Source organism: Methylobacterium sp. FW102-HT35C08 (genome assembly GCF_058790235.1).
This window is the reverse complement of record NZ_JBYTCL010000002.1, coordinates 4083526-4097802: the sequence shown is the minus strand read 5'-3', so window position 1 is coordinate 4097802 and position 14277 is coordinate 4083526. Positions and strand designations below refer to the sequence as shown.

Genomic DNA, 14277 nt, shown 5'->3' with positions numbered 1-14277 from the left:
CGGGCATCAAGCGCCGGTCGCGCTGAGCCCGGTCTCCCGCCACCGGTCCAGCTCCCGGTCGATGGCTTCCTCGGTGCCGCGCAGGAACTCTGCGGCCGGCAGGCCCGGGGCGACGGCGGCGAGGTAGCTCACCACCACCGTGCCGGACCGGGTCGCCGTCCCGCCGGGCCAGAACAGGCCGGAATTGAGCGCTACCGGCACCACCGGCAGCCCCAGCCGGCCGTAGAGCAACTCGACGCCGCGCTTGAAGCGCAGGGGCGCGCCGATCCCGCCGCGGGTGCCCTCTGGGAAGATCAGCACCGAGCGCCCGGCCGCGACCGCCGCCCGGCCGCCATCGATCATGGTGCGCAGCGCCTGGGTGCCGTTGGCGCGGTCGATGACGATCATCGGCGAGCGCCGCAGGAACCAGCCGACCACCGGGATCGCCAGAAGCTCCTGCTTGGCGACGATCGCCACGTCCGGCACCAGGACCAGGAAGGCCAGCGTCTCCCAGGTCGACTGGTGGTTGGCGACGATCAGGCAGGGCTCGGCCGGCAGGTGCTGGCGGCCTTCCTCGACGTAGCGCAGCCCGACGATCCGCCGCAGCCCGCCCAGGATCCCGCGCGCCCAGAGCCGCGTCGCCCGGCGGATCGGCCGCTGCGGCGAGCCGGACAGGAGGAAGATCGCCAGCGGTGCGAGGAACAGGGTCGTCCACGCCGCCCAGTAGACGGCAAACAGGAGCGAGCGGGCATGTGCCATGGCAGGGCCTCGACGAGGGGCCCGGGTCAGGGCAGGGCCCGGGCATAGCGCCTGCCGGCCCGGCACGCACGGCCTTTTGCCTCACAGACGGTGAACGGACTGTCGCGGGCCGCGAAATCGGCTATCGGAGCGCAACGCCGTCCGAACCCCAGCGCCGCCCGTGCAACTCACCGTCACCACCTGGAACATCAACTCGGTGCGCCTGCGCATCGACCTGGTGCTGCGCTTCCTCGCCGAGCACAAGCCGGACGTGCTCTGCCTGCAGGAGACCAAGTGCCCGGACGACGCCTTCCCGCTGAAGGCCCTGCGCGGCTCCGGCTACGAGCACGTGATGTTCGCCGGCCAGAAGGGCTACAACGGCGTCGCGATCCTCTCGCGCTTCCCCCTGCACACCCGCAGCGTGATGGGCTTCTGCGAGCGGGCGGACGCCCGCCACATCTCGGCGGTGCTCGGGCCGGAGGCGGGGGCGGCCTCGGGTATCGTGCTGCACGATTTCTACGTGCCCGCCGGCGGCGACGTGCCGGACCGCGACCTCAATCCGAAATTCGCCCACAAGCTCGACTTCCTGACCGAACTGCGCGCCTGGGGCGGCAAGCGCGTCTCCGGACCGGCGATCCTGATGGGCGACCTCAACGTCGCGCCGCTGGAGCACGATGTCTGGTCGCACAAGCAGCTCCTCGACGTGGTGAGCCACACGCCGGCAGAGACCGAGGCGCTCGAGATCCTGCGCGGGGAGGCGGGCTGGATCGACACGGCACGCCACCTCACGCCGGAGCCGGAGAAGATCTACACGTGGTGGAGCTACCGCTCCCCCGACTGGGCGGCCGCCAACAAGGGGCGGCGCCTCGACCATCTCTGGGTTTCGCCGGACTTGGCCGGGACGGTCCGCAAGGTCGAGGTGCTGCGCGAGGCCCGCGCCTGGGAGCGCCCGTCCGACCACGCGCCGGTGACCCTGACGCTGGATCTCTGATCCTGCGCCGCGCGCGGAACCGCGCTGCATCCGGAGCATTGCCCGCTCACGAACCCGCGATGCGAGCCAGCCCCGATGCGCAAGATCCTGATCGCCTTCCTTCTACCGAAGGTCGTGTCCTACCTGCGCCGCCGCTACGGCAACCCGCATCCGGCGCGCAACCGCGCCTTCTGAGCGGGCAGCCCAGCAGAGCGTCAAGCGCGGCCGGGGCCCGGGTCCCGGCCGCGCCGTGCGGACGATCGGTGCCCCAGCTGGATGTTGGTCCGCCGGGAAGTCGCCAGCGCCCGCCCGACAGTCTGGGCCAGGTTGTCGTACCGGAAGGTCGGCCCGCAAACGCAGCCCGCTTCTCCCGCATCCGCGCCCCGTGGCCCGCTCAGGCCGCCGGGCCGGTCTCGGCTTCGGAAAACTGCAGTGCTTTCGGGACGGGATTGATCGCGATGTCGGTCTCACTGAAAGGCGGCGCCCGCCCCAGATCGGCATGGTCGCCGAGGACCCGGCGCGCCGACAGGATCTTCTGGAACGCCTGCCGGTCGGCGCCCGCGTTGCGCGCCAGATCTTCCAGCCGGCGGAGCTTCTCGATCGTCAGGGCCGTCGCCGCTTCGGCCGAGGCAGGCCCGTTGACGGCCAAGTGCTGGACGAGCCAAGCCGTATGATCATCGAGGTCGATGATATCTGTGCCCATGGCGGCCATCCCATCCAACGTCATCATCGTTCCGGGCGTATGCCGAGACTGAGCATCGATCATTAACCTACCGAAGCAATCGGCCTGGATTTCAGGGCGACGCCGCGGATTTCAGCTTCCCGAACCGTTTGAGAAGACGCTCCCGCTTCAGCCGCGACAGGCGATCAATCCAGAACACGCCGTCGAGCTGATCGATCTCGTGCTGGATGACCGCGGCCAGGAAGCCGTCCGCTTCCTCCTCGAGGTCCGCTCCGTCGAGGTCTTTGTAGCCGAACCGGATGCGCGCAGGCCGGGTGATCCGCTCGCGGACGCCCGGCATGCTGACGCTGCCCTCCTCGTAGGTCGCCATGTCGGCGGACGCCCACACGAGGGCGGGGTTGACGTAGACATGCGGAGCTTGCTCCGGCGACATCCGGATCACCATGACCCGCGCGGACACGCCGATATGTGGGGCCGTCAAGCCGATGGCGCTCGCGGTCACGAGCGCGTCCCGGACATCGTCGGCCAGGACCTTCAGGCCCGGCCCGAACCCATCGACCGGGGTGGCCGGACTCGAGAGACGTGGATCCGGAAACAGGACCAGCGCGCGCGCCGACATGACGGGTCCCACTCCTGCGAGGCTCAAAATCTCACCACCCTCTATCGAAGCCTGGCGGCGTGGTGAACAGGGCTGTCCACGCATCCAGTGGCGCTGAGTCCGACGTGCTGGTCGGCCAGGGCGGGCTCCTGGCGATACGGAGGCGGCAGGCTAGGGCAGCCGACGGACGGTCAGGCCGGTCCGTCAGAGGCCGTCCCCGGTCGCGCGACGGCTCTCATCCCGGCATCGGCTTAGGGTGACGGATCCTTCGGAGGCCATCGGCTCAGCAAGCGGGCCGAAGCTCAGGAAGACCTCGTAGGCCATCTCGGCCAAGGCGTGGCCGATCCACGCCGTCGTGTCCCAGATCTCGTTCATGGCGTGGTGTCCTCAGCGGGCTCGAGCGCGTGACGGCCGGAAGGCCGTGGCAACACGGTCTCCCGGACGCGCGGCGTCAGGCGAAATGCGCCGGCAGGCTCAGGGCCTGCGCATAGGTCATCAGCGCGATCGCGCCGCCGATCAGCGTGGCGGCAAGGGTGATGCGGTTCGTCCAAGTCATCGTAGGCTCCAACGGGTTCGCGACTGTGTTCGCGTGATGAACCCGATGTATGCCTAAGCTTTCAGGCCCGACGTGTTCTGGGACACCCACGACACGACGGGACATCCGGACGGGGCGGCCGGTCGCTAGATCGTCTCGTAGGCGAACAGGATCGCGATGACCGACAGGCTGATCAGCCCAAGGACGAAGGCGATGTCGGCGCAGCGCTCCAGGCGGATCGCGAGGCCGCTCTCGGCCGCCAGGCGGATCGAGAGGTAGGAGGCGATCGCGCTGGCCAGGAACAGGATGGCCGTCAGGGCGGCAGCCTCGTCGACGTGGCTCGGACCAATGCGGCCCTCGACGATCTTCACCAATCCGATCAACGTGGTGCAGACGCCGACCATGGTCCCGGCATTGGGCAGGATGTGGCGCGACAGGCCTTCCTCGCCGGAACGCTGTCTCCCTGGGTTCCTGGTCATGCGCCCCCGCGGCTGTCCAAAGGCCGGTTATCGGCTCATCTTGGCCGCCTGAGGAGACCTGCCATGAAGCGCCCGCTGACCACCGGTTTCGTCGCGCCGCCGCCAAGCGGGTCGCGGCCAACCGCGCCCGAAGACCCGCCCGTGCCGACCTGGCGGGAGGTTGCACCGATCGTGGCGGCTCTGGTCGCTGTCCTGGAGGCGATCGAGACCGGCCCGAAGGCCGGCCCGGCGATGAAGGCCCATCGCTCCGCCATGCGCCGCCAGGGCGAGGCCGCCGCAGCTCTGGGCGGTCCCGAGGCGATAGCGGCGGTGCTGCAGCAGGTCGCCGCCACCGATCCCCAACGCGCCGAACGCCGCCTCGCGTTCATCCGCGAGGCCTGGACGGGGCTGTCAGGCTGGCCGCCTGACGCCCCGCCCGACGGCCATGATCACCAGCCCCCGTAGAAGCGGCGCGGGCCGTCGTAGCCGCCGGGGCCACGCTCGTAGCCACCGTATCCGTAGCCCGGCCGGCCACCATAGGGGCCACGCGGCCCGCCGTAGCCCCAGCCGCGATCGTTCGGCCGGCAATGGCCCCACGGGTTCGGGTGGAAGCCGGGACCGCAGCCGCCGGCCACGCGTTCGATGAGACCGCCGCCGTCCGGTGGGCCGTATCCGAACGGCGCCGCCTGTGCCGCCGTGGCTGTGGCGAACCCCGCCGCCAGCACCGCGGCCATCCCGAGCAACCTGGAGCGCTTCATGACACGATCTCCTGAGAACCCTGACCCCGGGCTTGCCGGGCCGGATGACAGGAAGATGCCGCCGCGACCGTGAACCGGGTCCGGTCGGGCTGTTCATCATTCCGACGGGGCGGCGCGGCGCCCGACATGCGGGCCGCGGCGCGGAGTGGGGAGCGGCATCAAGAGGGCGCGGCCAAGGGACCTCGGGCCGCGGCTCGACGTTCCCGTGCCGAGGCGCGTTGAAAGGATCGTCCCGGTGGCGTCAGGACCGGGGCCGGATCGGGAGATGCGGATGACGGATGCGGTGCACGACAACGGCGACCGGAGCCGCTTCGAGCTGGCGGTCGGCGGCGAGGTCGTCTTCGCCACGTATCGCCGCGAGGCCGGGCAACTCGTCATCAGCTACGTCTACGCACCGCCCGCCCTTCGCGGCACCGGGGCGGCCGACCGGCTCATGGCGGGCGTCGCGGCGCTCGCCCGGGCCGGCGGCGAACGGATCGTGCCCCTCTGCGGCTACGCACGGGCGTGGCTGCGCCGGCACCCCGCGCATCACGATCTGCTCGCGTGAGGAGCGGTCGGGATCGGCTTCCGATTCCGACCGGAGCCGAGGACGGATGCCGCCGTCTTTGCGAGCGGAGCGAAGCAGTCCGGTCGGCGTCGCGCTTCGGGGCGTCGCGCTGCCCTGGGGCGCCTCTCTGCGCGTGATGACGGAGTGGGCTGGATCCCCGCAAGGCTTCGACATCGCACCGGATCAGATGCGGTCGCGTGCCCCGGGTAAATCCGACGCTTGTTACCCGCTCACGAGGTCGGCTCGGGGTGGATTTCTCCCTGCCCGCTTCCGAGCGGCAAAGGCATGAGAGCGAACGTCGTAGCTCACCCGCTTGCAACCCTACCCGGGCCCTGGTTGCGTCCGCTTCTAGCAGGTCCGGAGGGGTCTGAAGTCTCGCCGGATCGCTCCGCATAGGTATGCCGTTCTGTGATGGAAGGGCCCGGCGCGGGCTTACGCAATCAAGACCCGCGTCCGCGGAGCCGCGAAGGTCTCACAAGACGAGACTGCCGAGGCCGTCCGACATTTCGCGCACAAGACAAGGGTCGCCGTATCTTGCGATTCTTGGCTATCCGGAGAACGACAGGATCGCCTCAGAGCTGGCATTGTCGGTTCGGGTGCTTACTTGACAGCGTGCGGTTTTGTTCAATACAAGGAGGCGAATCTGTGTGGTATCGTTGTTGTTTTTTGGTATTGACCTGAAATGGCTGAATGTCAGCTGAAATAAAAAAGTCTCAGCGGCTTGAGCCGTATTGTGATGTTTTGGGGTGAGGCAGAATGGTTGAGCCGACAGAGAGATCAATTAGCGTCGGACGGCCCGAAATAGACAGATCGGGCTTGTCATCTCTCATTTTAGACTCGGCGATACGATTTATTTCATTTCGGCTAGAGGCCCTGCCCGAGGACTGCGAAGCTTGGCTCTCCCAGTTCTGGGAAGAGGCAAACGAGTCCAGGCTGAAAATACCGGCTTATTTAGCCCTGCATCCGCGATTAACCTTGATGGCTGCAAGATGTACTGCGCGTTTGCCGCGCTTGAGTGCCCGGTTGAGCGATGGAGCCGAAGGTAAGCTCATTGAAAATGCATTGAATACGGTTTGTTTGGCAAAGGTTTTCAAATTATCGGATCTTGGAGCCTGCGTTCTAGAAATTCCTGCTCGGCCGCAGGATTACAGTCTCGGGTCATCCAAGCAGACCCTCAGGCGCAAAGTTAAGGCCGCAGAGAAGCTGGGCATTTATTGTCGGCCAGTGCATGATAAAGATGAGCAAATCGCGTTGGTCGCGACGCTTGATCGCGCGATCGCCGTCAAATCCAATCCGCTCTATCGGGAGCATGACAGCGATCATTCGTACTTGATCGGCAACGGGCTATGGACCGTCGCATTTGCACAGGACGGTGAGCCGCTTGTGATCGCCGTTACGCCGCGAGACGGGGAATGGGCCCTTCTTCAGGCCTTCGTCTCGCTCGGTGAAACCCAGCATCGTTCCGATGCGCGCTATCTCCTCACCAAAGTGGTCGTCGAGCGACTGGCCGTCGAGGGTGTCCGGCACCTGGTTGACACCCGTAGTCCTTCTCAACTGCCCAATGGGCTGCGCCATTTCCAGCGCATGCTCGGATTCCGCATCAAGCGTATACGTATGCGACAGTAGATCTGACGTGCATCTCTTTTCATGGCTGCGCACGTCGCTCGGGATCGGATCCGCTAGCAAGTCTACGCACCAAGAGGTTTGGCTGCAGAGGACCACGTCCCCGCGTCAACGCGAAGACGGCTAACCAGATTGTACAGACCTCGAGCGGAGGCCGACTCGCGACCGCTTCGGGCAGTCTTGGCGACCGTGCCTCTGCCCGTCCTTGGTCGCAGGAAGCCCCTCGCCGCGGGACCAAGCGTCAGATTTGACCCCTAGGCCGCCGCACGGCTGGCCGTATAGCCGCGCCAGCCGCCGAAGCGTGTGATGTCGGCCGCATCGACGATGCCGGCGGCCTCGACCAGGAATCCCTTGGGCGCCGTCCCGTCGGCGAGCCGCAGGGTGCCGATGCCGAGCGGCGCCGGGATCCCGGCTACGAAGGCCCCGAAGGCGGCGGGCGGCAGCGCCCACACCTCCGTCTCGATCGCGCCGCCCTCACCGGCGGCCACCCGGAGCAGGCCCGGGCGCTGGGGCGGCCCGCCGGGCAGGGCGTAAAGGCGATAGTCCGGCCCGGTCGGCACCGTCCGCAGGTACCGGGCGCCGCGTTCCGTCAGCTCGCGGTTCAGGGGCAGGCCGGACAGGTGCGCGCCGACCACCGCCAGCTCGATCTCGCCGGGCAAGGCCCGCGCCGGGCCGGGTTCCGCCGCGGGCACGGGCGTCGAGCCCGCACCGATCCGGGTCGCCGCACGAGCGTGCAGACGTGCGCCCAGGGCCGCGAGCAGCCCGTCCGATCCCCGCGGCGCCAGCAGGGTGATGCCCGCGGGGAAGCCGTCGGCCCGGGGCCGACCCGGGACCGCGAGGGCGCACCAGTCGAGCAGGTTGACGAAGTTGGTGTAGGTCCCGAGCTCGCTGTTCGGCCCGATCGGGTCGGCCGCCACGGCCGCGCAGGTCTGCGGGCGCGGATAGGTCGGCACGGCGAGCACGTCGACGCGGTCCCAGACCGCGTCGGCGGCTTGCCGCAACACCGTGAGGCTGTAGAGGCCCGCGAAGGTATCCGCCGCGCTGTAGCGCGCGGCGGCTCCGATCACGGCTCGCGTCGTCGGGTGCAGGATGCCGGGGCGGGTATCCATCACGGGGCGGATCGCCGCGTAGCGTTCGGCGACCCACGGTCCGTCGTAGAGCAGGGCCGCGACGGCGAACATCGGGCCGAAATCGACCGGCGCCGCCGCGCCGGCGAGCGCTTCGAGATCGGTGCGCGTGGCCGCGAAGGCGGCCTCCGAGAGGTGGTCGCCGCCGAAGCGGAGGCTCGCGGCATCCGGGAGCCCCAGGCGCAGGCCGGGTGGGAGGCCGGCGGGCGTCGCGGCCACGGGAAGAGCCCGCGACCAGGGGTCGACGCCGTCGAAGGCCAGCATGACCCGGAACGCCGCGTCGGCGTCGGCTACGGTTCCGGCGAACACTGAGAGCGTGTCGAGGGTGCGGCAGGCCGGCAGCATGCCGCGGCTGGAGATCGCCCCGAGGGACGGCTTCAGCCCGACGACGTTGTTGAGCGCGGCCGGGACCCGGCCCGAGCCGGCGGTGTCGGTCCCCAGGGCGAACGACACGATTCCGTGGGCCACCGCCACGGCCGAGCCGCTGCTGGACCCGCCGGGCACGTAGGCCGAATTGATCGCGTTGCGCGGGGCTGGGTAGGGGGTGCGCAGGCCGACGAGCCCGGTGGCGAACTGGTCGAGATTGGTCTTGCCGACCAGGATCGCCCCGGCCGCGCGGAGCCGCGCCACCGCGGGCGCGGTCTCGGCGGGGGTGTGGGCGAAGTCCGGGCAGGCGGCGGTGGTCGGTAGGCCGGCCACGTCGATGTTGTCCTTGACGGCGAAGGGGATGCCCCAGAGCGGCAGCGCCGCGGGGTCGAAGGGCGGCAGCGCCGCCGCGGCGTCCAGAGCCTCGGCCTCCGGCACCAGCGCGAGGAAGATGCCGGGATCGTCGACCGCGGCGATCCGGCGATAGGCCTCGGCCACGACGGCGCGCGGGTCGAGGCCGTCGGCGTAGGCCGCGTGCAGGAGCGGGATCGTCGGGAAGGGAGGCACGGTCACTCCTCGCAACGCGGCTCAGGATTCGTCGCCGGTGGCGCGATACCAGTCGAGGATCTCGCCCCCCTGCATGACCGCCACGTCGTGGCGCGCCAGGATGGCGTCGAGCAGCCGCTCCAGCAGGCCGATCCGGTGCGGCACGCCGGTGATGTACGGATGGATCGCGAAGCTCATCACCTTGGCGCCCCCGAGCGGGCCGGGACTCGCGGCCTCGGCGGCGAGGCGGTCGAGGTTGGCGAGCGCCCGCTCGACGAACTCGTCGGCGCGATGGTGCTGGATGGCGAGCAGCGGGATGTCGTTGAGCTCCACCGAGTAGGGCAGCGCCACGAGCGGGCCGGTGCGCGTCGCCACCCGGCAGGGGCGGTCGTCGACCACGAAGTCGCCGACGTATTCGAGGCCGGCCGCGTGAAGGTGGTCGGGGGTATTGAGGGTCTCGGTGAGGCCCGGCCCAAGCCAGCCGCGCGGCGGGCGCCCGGTCACCGCGGCGATGGCCGCGACGGTGCGGGCGATCATCCCGGGCTGATCCTCGACCCTGTGGGTCGGGACCTGGTGGAAGCCGTGGGCCATGAACTCCCAGCCGGCCCCGTGGGCGGCCTCGGCAATGCGCGGATACGCCGTGCAGACCGAGCCGTTGATCGACAGGGTCGGGCGGAGGTCGCGGCGCTCGAACGCCTCGAGGAAGCGCCAGAAGCCGACCCGCATGCCGTACTCGTGCCACGCCCAGTTTGGGATGTCCGGCAGCAGGCTCGCGGCGGTCGGCGGCACCAGGATCTGGCGCGGCATCGGGTGGTCGATCAGCCAGTGCTCGACATTGACCACCGGCCAGACGGCGACGTGCTTGCCGCCGGGCAGCGCCAGGTGCGGCCGGTCCACGGCGGCGCGGTAAGCGAGGCGGTTCTCGGGCCGGCGGGGATCGTCGAAGGCAATGTCCATCAGGCGGCCGCCCGCGGCGCGTGATGGCTGTGGAGCTGCGCGGCCAGCATCCGGCGCAGGTCGTTGAAGGCCGGGCTCGACACGTCGCGCCGCCGCGGCAGGTCGACCGCGTGCACCGCCTCGATCCGCCCGGGGCCGGGCGACATCATCACGATCCGGTCGGCGAGAAAAATCGCCTCCTCGATCGCGTGGGTGACGAACAGGATCGTCAGCCCAGTGCGCGACCACAGGTCGAGCAGCTCGTCCTGCAGCCGCTCGCGGGTCATGGCGTCGAGCGCCCCGAAGGGCTCGTCCATCAGCACCACCTCGGCCTCGTTGGCGAGCACCCGGGCGATGGCGACGCGCTGCTTCATCCCGCCCGAGAGCTGGTGTGGGTAGGCGTCGGCGAAGGCCTGGAGGCCGACGAGGGCGATGTAGCGCTCGGCGGTGTCGCGCACTTCAGCGGCGGGCCGCCCGCGCGCCTTCGGGCCGAAGCCGATATTGTCGCGCACGGTGAGCCACGGGAACAGGCCGTAATCCTGGAAGACCATGCCGCGGCTCGGCCCCGGCCCGGCGATGGGCTTGTCCCACATCAGGGCCTGCCCGGCGGTCGGGGCCTCGAAGCCGGCGGCGACCCGCAGCAGCGTCGACTTCCCGCAGCCCGAGGCGCCGAGCAGGCAAACGAACTCGCCCCGGGCGACGGTGAGGTTCGCCTCGCGCAGGGCCTCGGTCCGGCGGCCGCCCGCCGCGTAGGTCTTGGAGACCGCGCGCATGTCGAGGATCGGGATCGTCGGGTCAGCCATGATTGGGGCTCCAGGCGAGCAGCCGGTGGCCGAGCTGCATGACCAGCCAGTCGGAGACGAAGCCCGCGACCCCAATCACCGCCATGCCGCAGATCACGATCTCGGTGCGCGAGAGCTGGCGCGCCTCCATGATGATCGCGCCGAGGCCGGTCTGGACCCCGGTCATCTCGCCGACCACGATCACCACCCAGGCGAAGCCGAGGCCGAGCCGCAGGCCCGTGAAGATCGACGGCAGAGCCGCCGGCAGCACCACCCGGACGAACTGCGCCGGGCCGGTACAGCCCAGCATCGCGGCCGCCTCGAACAGGCGGGGTTCCACCGAGCGGACCCCGAACACGGTGTTGACCAGGATCGGGTAGAACGCCCCGAGGAACACGAGGAAGAAGGCCGAGCGCGGCCCCAGGCCGAACAGGATCATCGCCAGCGGCAGCCACGCGGTGACCGGAACGGGGCGCAGGACCTGCAGGACGGGATCGAGGAGCGCCCGGATCAGGGGCACGCGGCCGATCAGCAGGCCGAGCGGCAGGGCGGCGGCGGCCGCCAGCGCGAAGCCGCCGTAGACCCGGCCCAGCGAGGCCGCGAGGTGGGTCCAGAGCGTGCCGCTGAACGCGTCGTCGTTGACGCCGCCGACCGCGAGATCCCGCATCTCGGCCCAGACCTCCGCGGGCGGCGGGATCAGGCTGTAGGGCCGGCCCGCGGTGGTGACCTGCCAGACCGCGGCGAGCGCCGCCGGCACCACGCAGGCGAGCACCAGCCGGCGCAGGCTGGCGAACCCAGCACCGGCCCGGTCGGCCGCGCGGGTGGGTGCCACCGTCGCCCGCAGGGGGCCGACCTCGATCCTGGTGCTCACGCCCGCCCCATCGCGTCGACAAAGCGGGTGTCGATGAAGCCGGGCTCGGGCAGGCGCTTGATCTGCTTGAGCGTCAGCATGTGCTGCGCGTAGGCCTGCGCCTGCCGGACCTCGTCCGGTCCGAGACGCCAGGTCAGCTCGACATTCGGCGCCGAGAGCTCGAGCGCCTCCCGCTTCTGGCCGAGCTTGGCCACCGCCATGGCGATCATCGCGTCGCGGTCGCGGGCCGCGAAATCCGTGGCCTTGCGGTGGATCTCCAACATGGTCCGGACCAGGTCTGGCCGCTCGGCCAGCGTGTCGCGATGGGCGCCGAACACCATGTTCAGGGCGCCCATCTCGGTGCCGTAGGGATACTCGACGAGCTGGCCGACGCCCGAGGCGAGGCTGACGCCTGGCCCCGGCTCGGCGCCGACATAGGCGTCGACGTCGCCGCGGGCGAGCGCGATGTGCATCTCCGAGAAGGAGACCCGGACGGGGGTGATGTCCTTCACGGACAGGCCTTCCATGCGCATCCGCTCCAGGACGAATACTTCCTGGGTGCTGCCGGGCCAGATCGCGACCCGCTTGCCGCGCAGGTCCTTGATGGTCCGGATCTCGGAATCCTTCTTGGCGATCACCGCCATCCCGCGATTGCAGGTCGACGCGATCACCACGACCGGTTCGCCGGCCGCGGCACCCAGCGTCGCGGCGGCGATGCCGAAGGTGCCGAAATCCACCGACTTGGTGACGACGGCGTTCTTGCACTCGGTCGGGCTCTCGAACGGCACCACCCTCACGGTCACGCCCGCGGGGGTAAAGCGCTCGTAGAAGCTCGGCGCGATCGAGTGGATCAGCTTGAGCGAGCCCATCCGGATCGTCACGGGCGCGCCCTGGGCGCGGGCGCGGGACAGGGGTCCGACGACGAGGCCGGCCCCGAGACCGGCCAGGAGGGTGCGGCGGCGGATCATCGAACGGCTCCTGCAGGGTCGCGACAGCCTTGACACTAGGCACGCCCCCTGTTGCAAGGAAGTGCTATTTTCTGAGCGAGCCGTTGCTTTCCCAGCAACGGCAGCGGAGGATGCGTCGGTGAAGCATCTGCGCACCGTTACTTACGTCGCCGAAATCGCCCGCGCCGGCTCGATCCGGCGCGCCGCGGAGCGGCTCAACCTGACGCCGTCGGCCCTGACGCGGCAGATCCAGGATCTCGAATACGAACTCGGCACGCCGATCTTCGAGCGCCTGCCGCAGGGGATGCGGCTCAACGCGGCCGGCGAACTCTTCGCCCGGCACATCCGCGACCAAGTGGCGGATCTCGACCGGGTGCGCTCGCAGATCGCCGACCTGTCCGGGGTGCGGCGGGGCCACGTGGCCCTGGCGTGCAGCCAGGCCTTCGTCACGCAGGTCGTACCGGAGGAGGTCGAGGCCTACCGCGCCCGTTTTTCCCAGGTCGGCTTCACCGTGCAGGTTCGCGACCACGCGCAGGCGGTGACCGCGCTGGCGGCCTTCGAGGCGGATCTCGCCCTGATCCTGCAGCCGCCCCCCTCGGCGGAGCTGCACCTCCTCTATTCCGGCCACCAGACCCTGTGCGCCCTGATGCGCAGCGGCCACCCGCTGGCGGCGGAAGCGGGGCCGGTGCGGCTGCGCGACTGCCTCGCCCATGCCCTGGCGCTGCCGGACCGCTCGCTCGCCATCCGTCACCACATCGAGCAGGCGCTCGCCCGGCGGGGCGTCGAACTCCGGCCGGCCGTCGAGTCGGGCTCGCTGGAATTCCTGCGCAACCTGACCCTGCGGGAGGACGTAGTCAGCCTCCAGGTTCCCAGCGGCATCCCGGAGGATCCGCGCCTGCACAGCCGCCCGATCGATACGCGCGACCTCACGCCGATGACGCTCGTCTTGGCGCAGCTGCGCGGACGGTCGCTGTCGGTGGCCGCGGCCAAGTTCGCCGATCAGCTCGTCGTTCGGCTCAATCGAAACTCCGCCTGACGAACAACGATCATCAGACCATCACCAGGTTTTGCCGAGAAGCGGCGTACGACTGGTTGGACCGCTGTTACTGCTTTTGCGGTGGCACGACCGGATCGTGCCGGCCGCGCCGATCAGGTCTCGGCCCATTGCCGAAGCAGGTTGTGGTAGGTCCCCGTCAGGGTGACGAGCGCGTCATGTCCCGGAACGTCGCGAGTCAGATGCCGGATCGAGGTGTCGAGGTCGAACAGCAGGGCCCGGCGGGTCCTGTCGCGGATCAGGCTCTGGATCCAGAAGAACGACGCCACACGCGAGCCGCGGGTGATCGGCGTGACGTTGTGCAGACTGTCCGCAGGGTAGATCACCAGGTCGCCGGCCGGCAGCTTGACGGCATGGCTGCCGTAAGTGTCCTCCACCGTTAGCTCGCCGCCGTCGTACTCGTCCGGTCCGCTGAGAAATAGCGTCGCCGAGATATCCGTGCGGATGCGCTGGCCGTCCAGGGACTGGCGGATGGCGTTGTCGATGTGGGCGCCGAACGTCATGCCGGAATCGTACCGGTTGAACAGCGGCGGGAAGACCGTGTGCGGCAGGGCGGCCGAGAGGAACAGCGGACTGCGCTTGAGCGCGAGCATCACCATGCCGCCGAGTTCCTGGGCCTCGGGCGCGTCCTCCGGCAATTGCAGGTTCTTCTTGACCTGCGCCGACTGGAACCCGGCGGTCACCCGCCCGTCGGTCCAGGCCGCCTGGTCCATGATGGTTCGGCACCGGGCAACCTGATCCGCATTCAGGACCTGCGGGATGTGTACGAGCATAGGACGTG

Annotated in this window: 17 protein-coding genes; 5 read left to right on the top strand and 12 right to left on the bottom strand. The window is 69.7% G+C overall.

What is annotated here, in order from left to right; genetic code table 11:
• Nucleotides 1–6 precede the first annotated feature (6 nt).
• The gene (locus tag AC3WSN_RS19505) at nt 7–738 is read right to left on the bottom strand and encodes a lysophospholipid acyltransferase family protein (protein WP_492540152.1); all 732 of its coding nucleotides are present in this window, start codon (nt 736–738) and stop codon (nt 7–9) included.
• A gap of 160 nt (nt 739–898) precedes the next feature.
• Here AC3WSN_RS19505 and xth point away from each other — a divergent pair, with 160 nt between their 5' ends.
• Nucleotides 899–1708: an exodeoxyribonuclease III gene (xth, locus tag AC3WSN_RS19500; RefSeq protein WP_492540150.1), complete on the top strand. Its 810-nt coding sequence runs from the start codon at nt 899–901 to the stop codon at nt 1706–1708.
• 373 nt (nt 1709–2081) lie between these two features.
• Here xth and AC3WSN_RS19495 read toward each other — a convergent pair whose 3' ends face one another.
• The 4 genes from AC3WSN_RS19495 to AC3WSN_RS19480 all read right to left on the bottom strand — a co-directional run bounded on the left by AC3WSN_RS19495 (nt 2082) and on the right by AC3WSN_RS19480 (nt 3981).
• A complete protein-coding gene (locus AC3WSN_RS19495; protein WP_492540149.1) occupies nt 2082–2390 on the bottom strand; it encodes a hypothetical protein in 309 nt (102 codons plus the stop codon).
• Between the two features lie 91 nt (nt 2391–2481).
• Nucleotides 2482–2988 carry a peptide deformylase gene (locus AC3WSN_RS19490; protein WP_492540147.1) on the bottom strand — a complete coding sequence of 169 codons (507 nt, stop codon included), beginning with the start codon at nt 2986–2988 and terminating at the stop codon, nt 2482–2484.
• A 183-nt stretch (nt 2989–3171) separates the two neighbouring features.
• Complete coding sequence (locus AC3WSN_RS19485) at nt 3172–3342, bottom strand: hypothetical protein (RefSeq protein WP_492540145.1); 171 nt, start codon at nt 3340–3342, stop codon at nt 3172–3174.
• A gap of 306 nt (nt 3343–3648) precedes the next feature.
• A complete protein-coding gene (locus AC3WSN_RS19480) occupies nt 3649–3981 on the bottom strand; it encodes a hypothetical protein (protein ID WP_238199317.1) in 333 nt (110 codons plus the stop codon).
• A gap of 63 nt (nt 3982–4044) precedes the next feature.
• On the opposite strand from AC3WSN_RS19480, the gene AC3WSN_RS19475 reads away from it, so the two are divergent.
• The gene (locus AC3WSN_RS19475) at nt 4045–4425 is read left to right on the top strand and encodes a hypothetical protein (protein ID WP_192709845.1); all 381 of its coding nucleotides are present in this window, start codon (nt 4045–4047) and stop codon (nt 4423–4425) included.
• Here AC3WSN_RS19475 and AC3WSN_RS19470 read toward each other — a convergent pair.
• Nucleotides 4410–4718, bottom strand: a complete 309-nt coding sequence (locus tag AC3WSN_RS19470) for a GCG_CRPN prefix-to-repeats domain-containing protein (protein ID WP_492540143.1) — start codon at nt 4716–4718, stop codon at nt 4410–4412. The two genes, AC3WSN_RS19475 and AC3WSN_RS19470, sit on opposite strands and share 16 nt — an antisense overlap.
• Nucleotides 4719–4989: 271 nt before the next feature.
• Between AC3WSN_RS19470 and AC3WSN_RS19465 the strand changes: the two genes are divergently transcribed.
• Together AC3WSN_RS19465 and AC3WSN_RS19460 are read left to right on the top strand one after the other, a co-directional pair.
• Nucleotides 4990–5265 (top strand): GNAT family N-acetyltransferase, encoded by a 276-nt coding sequence (locus tag AC3WSN_RS19465; RefSeq protein WP_492540141.1) that lies wholly within the window; start codon nt 4990–4992, stop codon nt 5263–5265.
• A 756-nt stretch (nt 5266–6021) separates the two neighbouring features.
• Entirely contained in the window at nt 6022–6891 is an 870-nt protein-coding gene (locus tag AC3WSN_RS19460) for a hypothetical protein (protein WP_492540139.1), read from the top strand.
• A 251-nt stretch (nt 6892–7142) separates the two neighbouring features.
• Here the strand turns inward: AC3WSN_RS19460 and atzF are convergent, their stop codons facing one another.
• Genes atzF through AC3WSN_RS19435 form a run of 5 tightly spaced genes read right to left on the bottom strand, consistent with a single transcriptional unit; the run spans nt 7143 to nt 12463 of the window.
• A complete protein-coding gene (gene atzF / locus AC3WSN_RS19455; RefSeq protein ID WP_492540137.1) occupies nt 7143–8948 on the bottom strand; it encodes an allophanate hydrolase in 1806 nt (601 codons plus the stop codon).
• 21 nt (nt 8949–8969) lie between these two features.
• Nucleotides 8970–9884, bottom strand: coding sequence for a polysaccharide deacetylase family protein (locus tag AC3WSN_RS19450; RefSeq protein ID WP_492540135.1), 915 nt, complete (start codon nt 9882–9884; stop codon nt 8970–8972).
• Entirely contained in the window at nt 9884–10666 is a 783-nt protein-coding gene (locus tag AC3WSN_RS19445) for an ABC transporter ATP-binding protein (RefSeq protein ID WP_492540133.1), read from the bottom strand. Before AC3WSN_RS19445 ends, AC3WSN_RS19450 begins: the two co-directional genes overlap by 1 nt.
• Nucleotides 10659–11516 (bottom strand): ABC transporter permease, encoded by an 858-nt coding sequence (locus AC3WSN_RS19440; protein WP_492540131.1) that lies wholly within the window; start codon nt 11514–11516, stop codon nt 10659–10661. Before AC3WSN_RS19440 ends, AC3WSN_RS19445 begins: the two co-directional genes overlap by 8 nt.
• Nucleotides 11513–12463 carry an ABC transporter substrate-binding protein gene (locus tag AC3WSN_RS19435; protein WP_492540129.1) on the bottom strand — a complete coding sequence of 317 codons (951 nt, stop codon included), beginning with the start codon at nt 12461–12463 and terminating at the stop codon, nt 11513–11515. Before AC3WSN_RS19435 ends, AC3WSN_RS19440 begins: the two co-directional genes overlap by 4 nt.
• Nucleotides 12464–12581: 118 nt before the next feature.
• Between AC3WSN_RS19435 and AC3WSN_RS19430 the strand changes: the two genes are divergently transcribed.
• Nucleotides 12582–13478, top strand: coding sequence for a LysR family transcriptional regulator (locus tag AC3WSN_RS19430; protein WP_192709853.1), 897 nt, complete (start codon nt 12582–12584; stop codon nt 13476–13478).
• Nucleotides 13479–13591: 113 nt separating this feature from the next.
• Here the strand turns inward: AC3WSN_RS19430 and AC3WSN_RS19425 are convergent, their stop codons facing one another.
• Nucleotides 13592–14269 (bottom strand): Fe2+-dependent dioxygenase, encoded by a 678-nt coding sequence (locus AC3WSN_RS19425; protein WP_492540127.1) that lies wholly within the window; start codon nt 14267–14269, stop codon nt 13592–13594.
• Between the last annotated feature and the right edge of the window lie 8 nt (nt 14270–14277).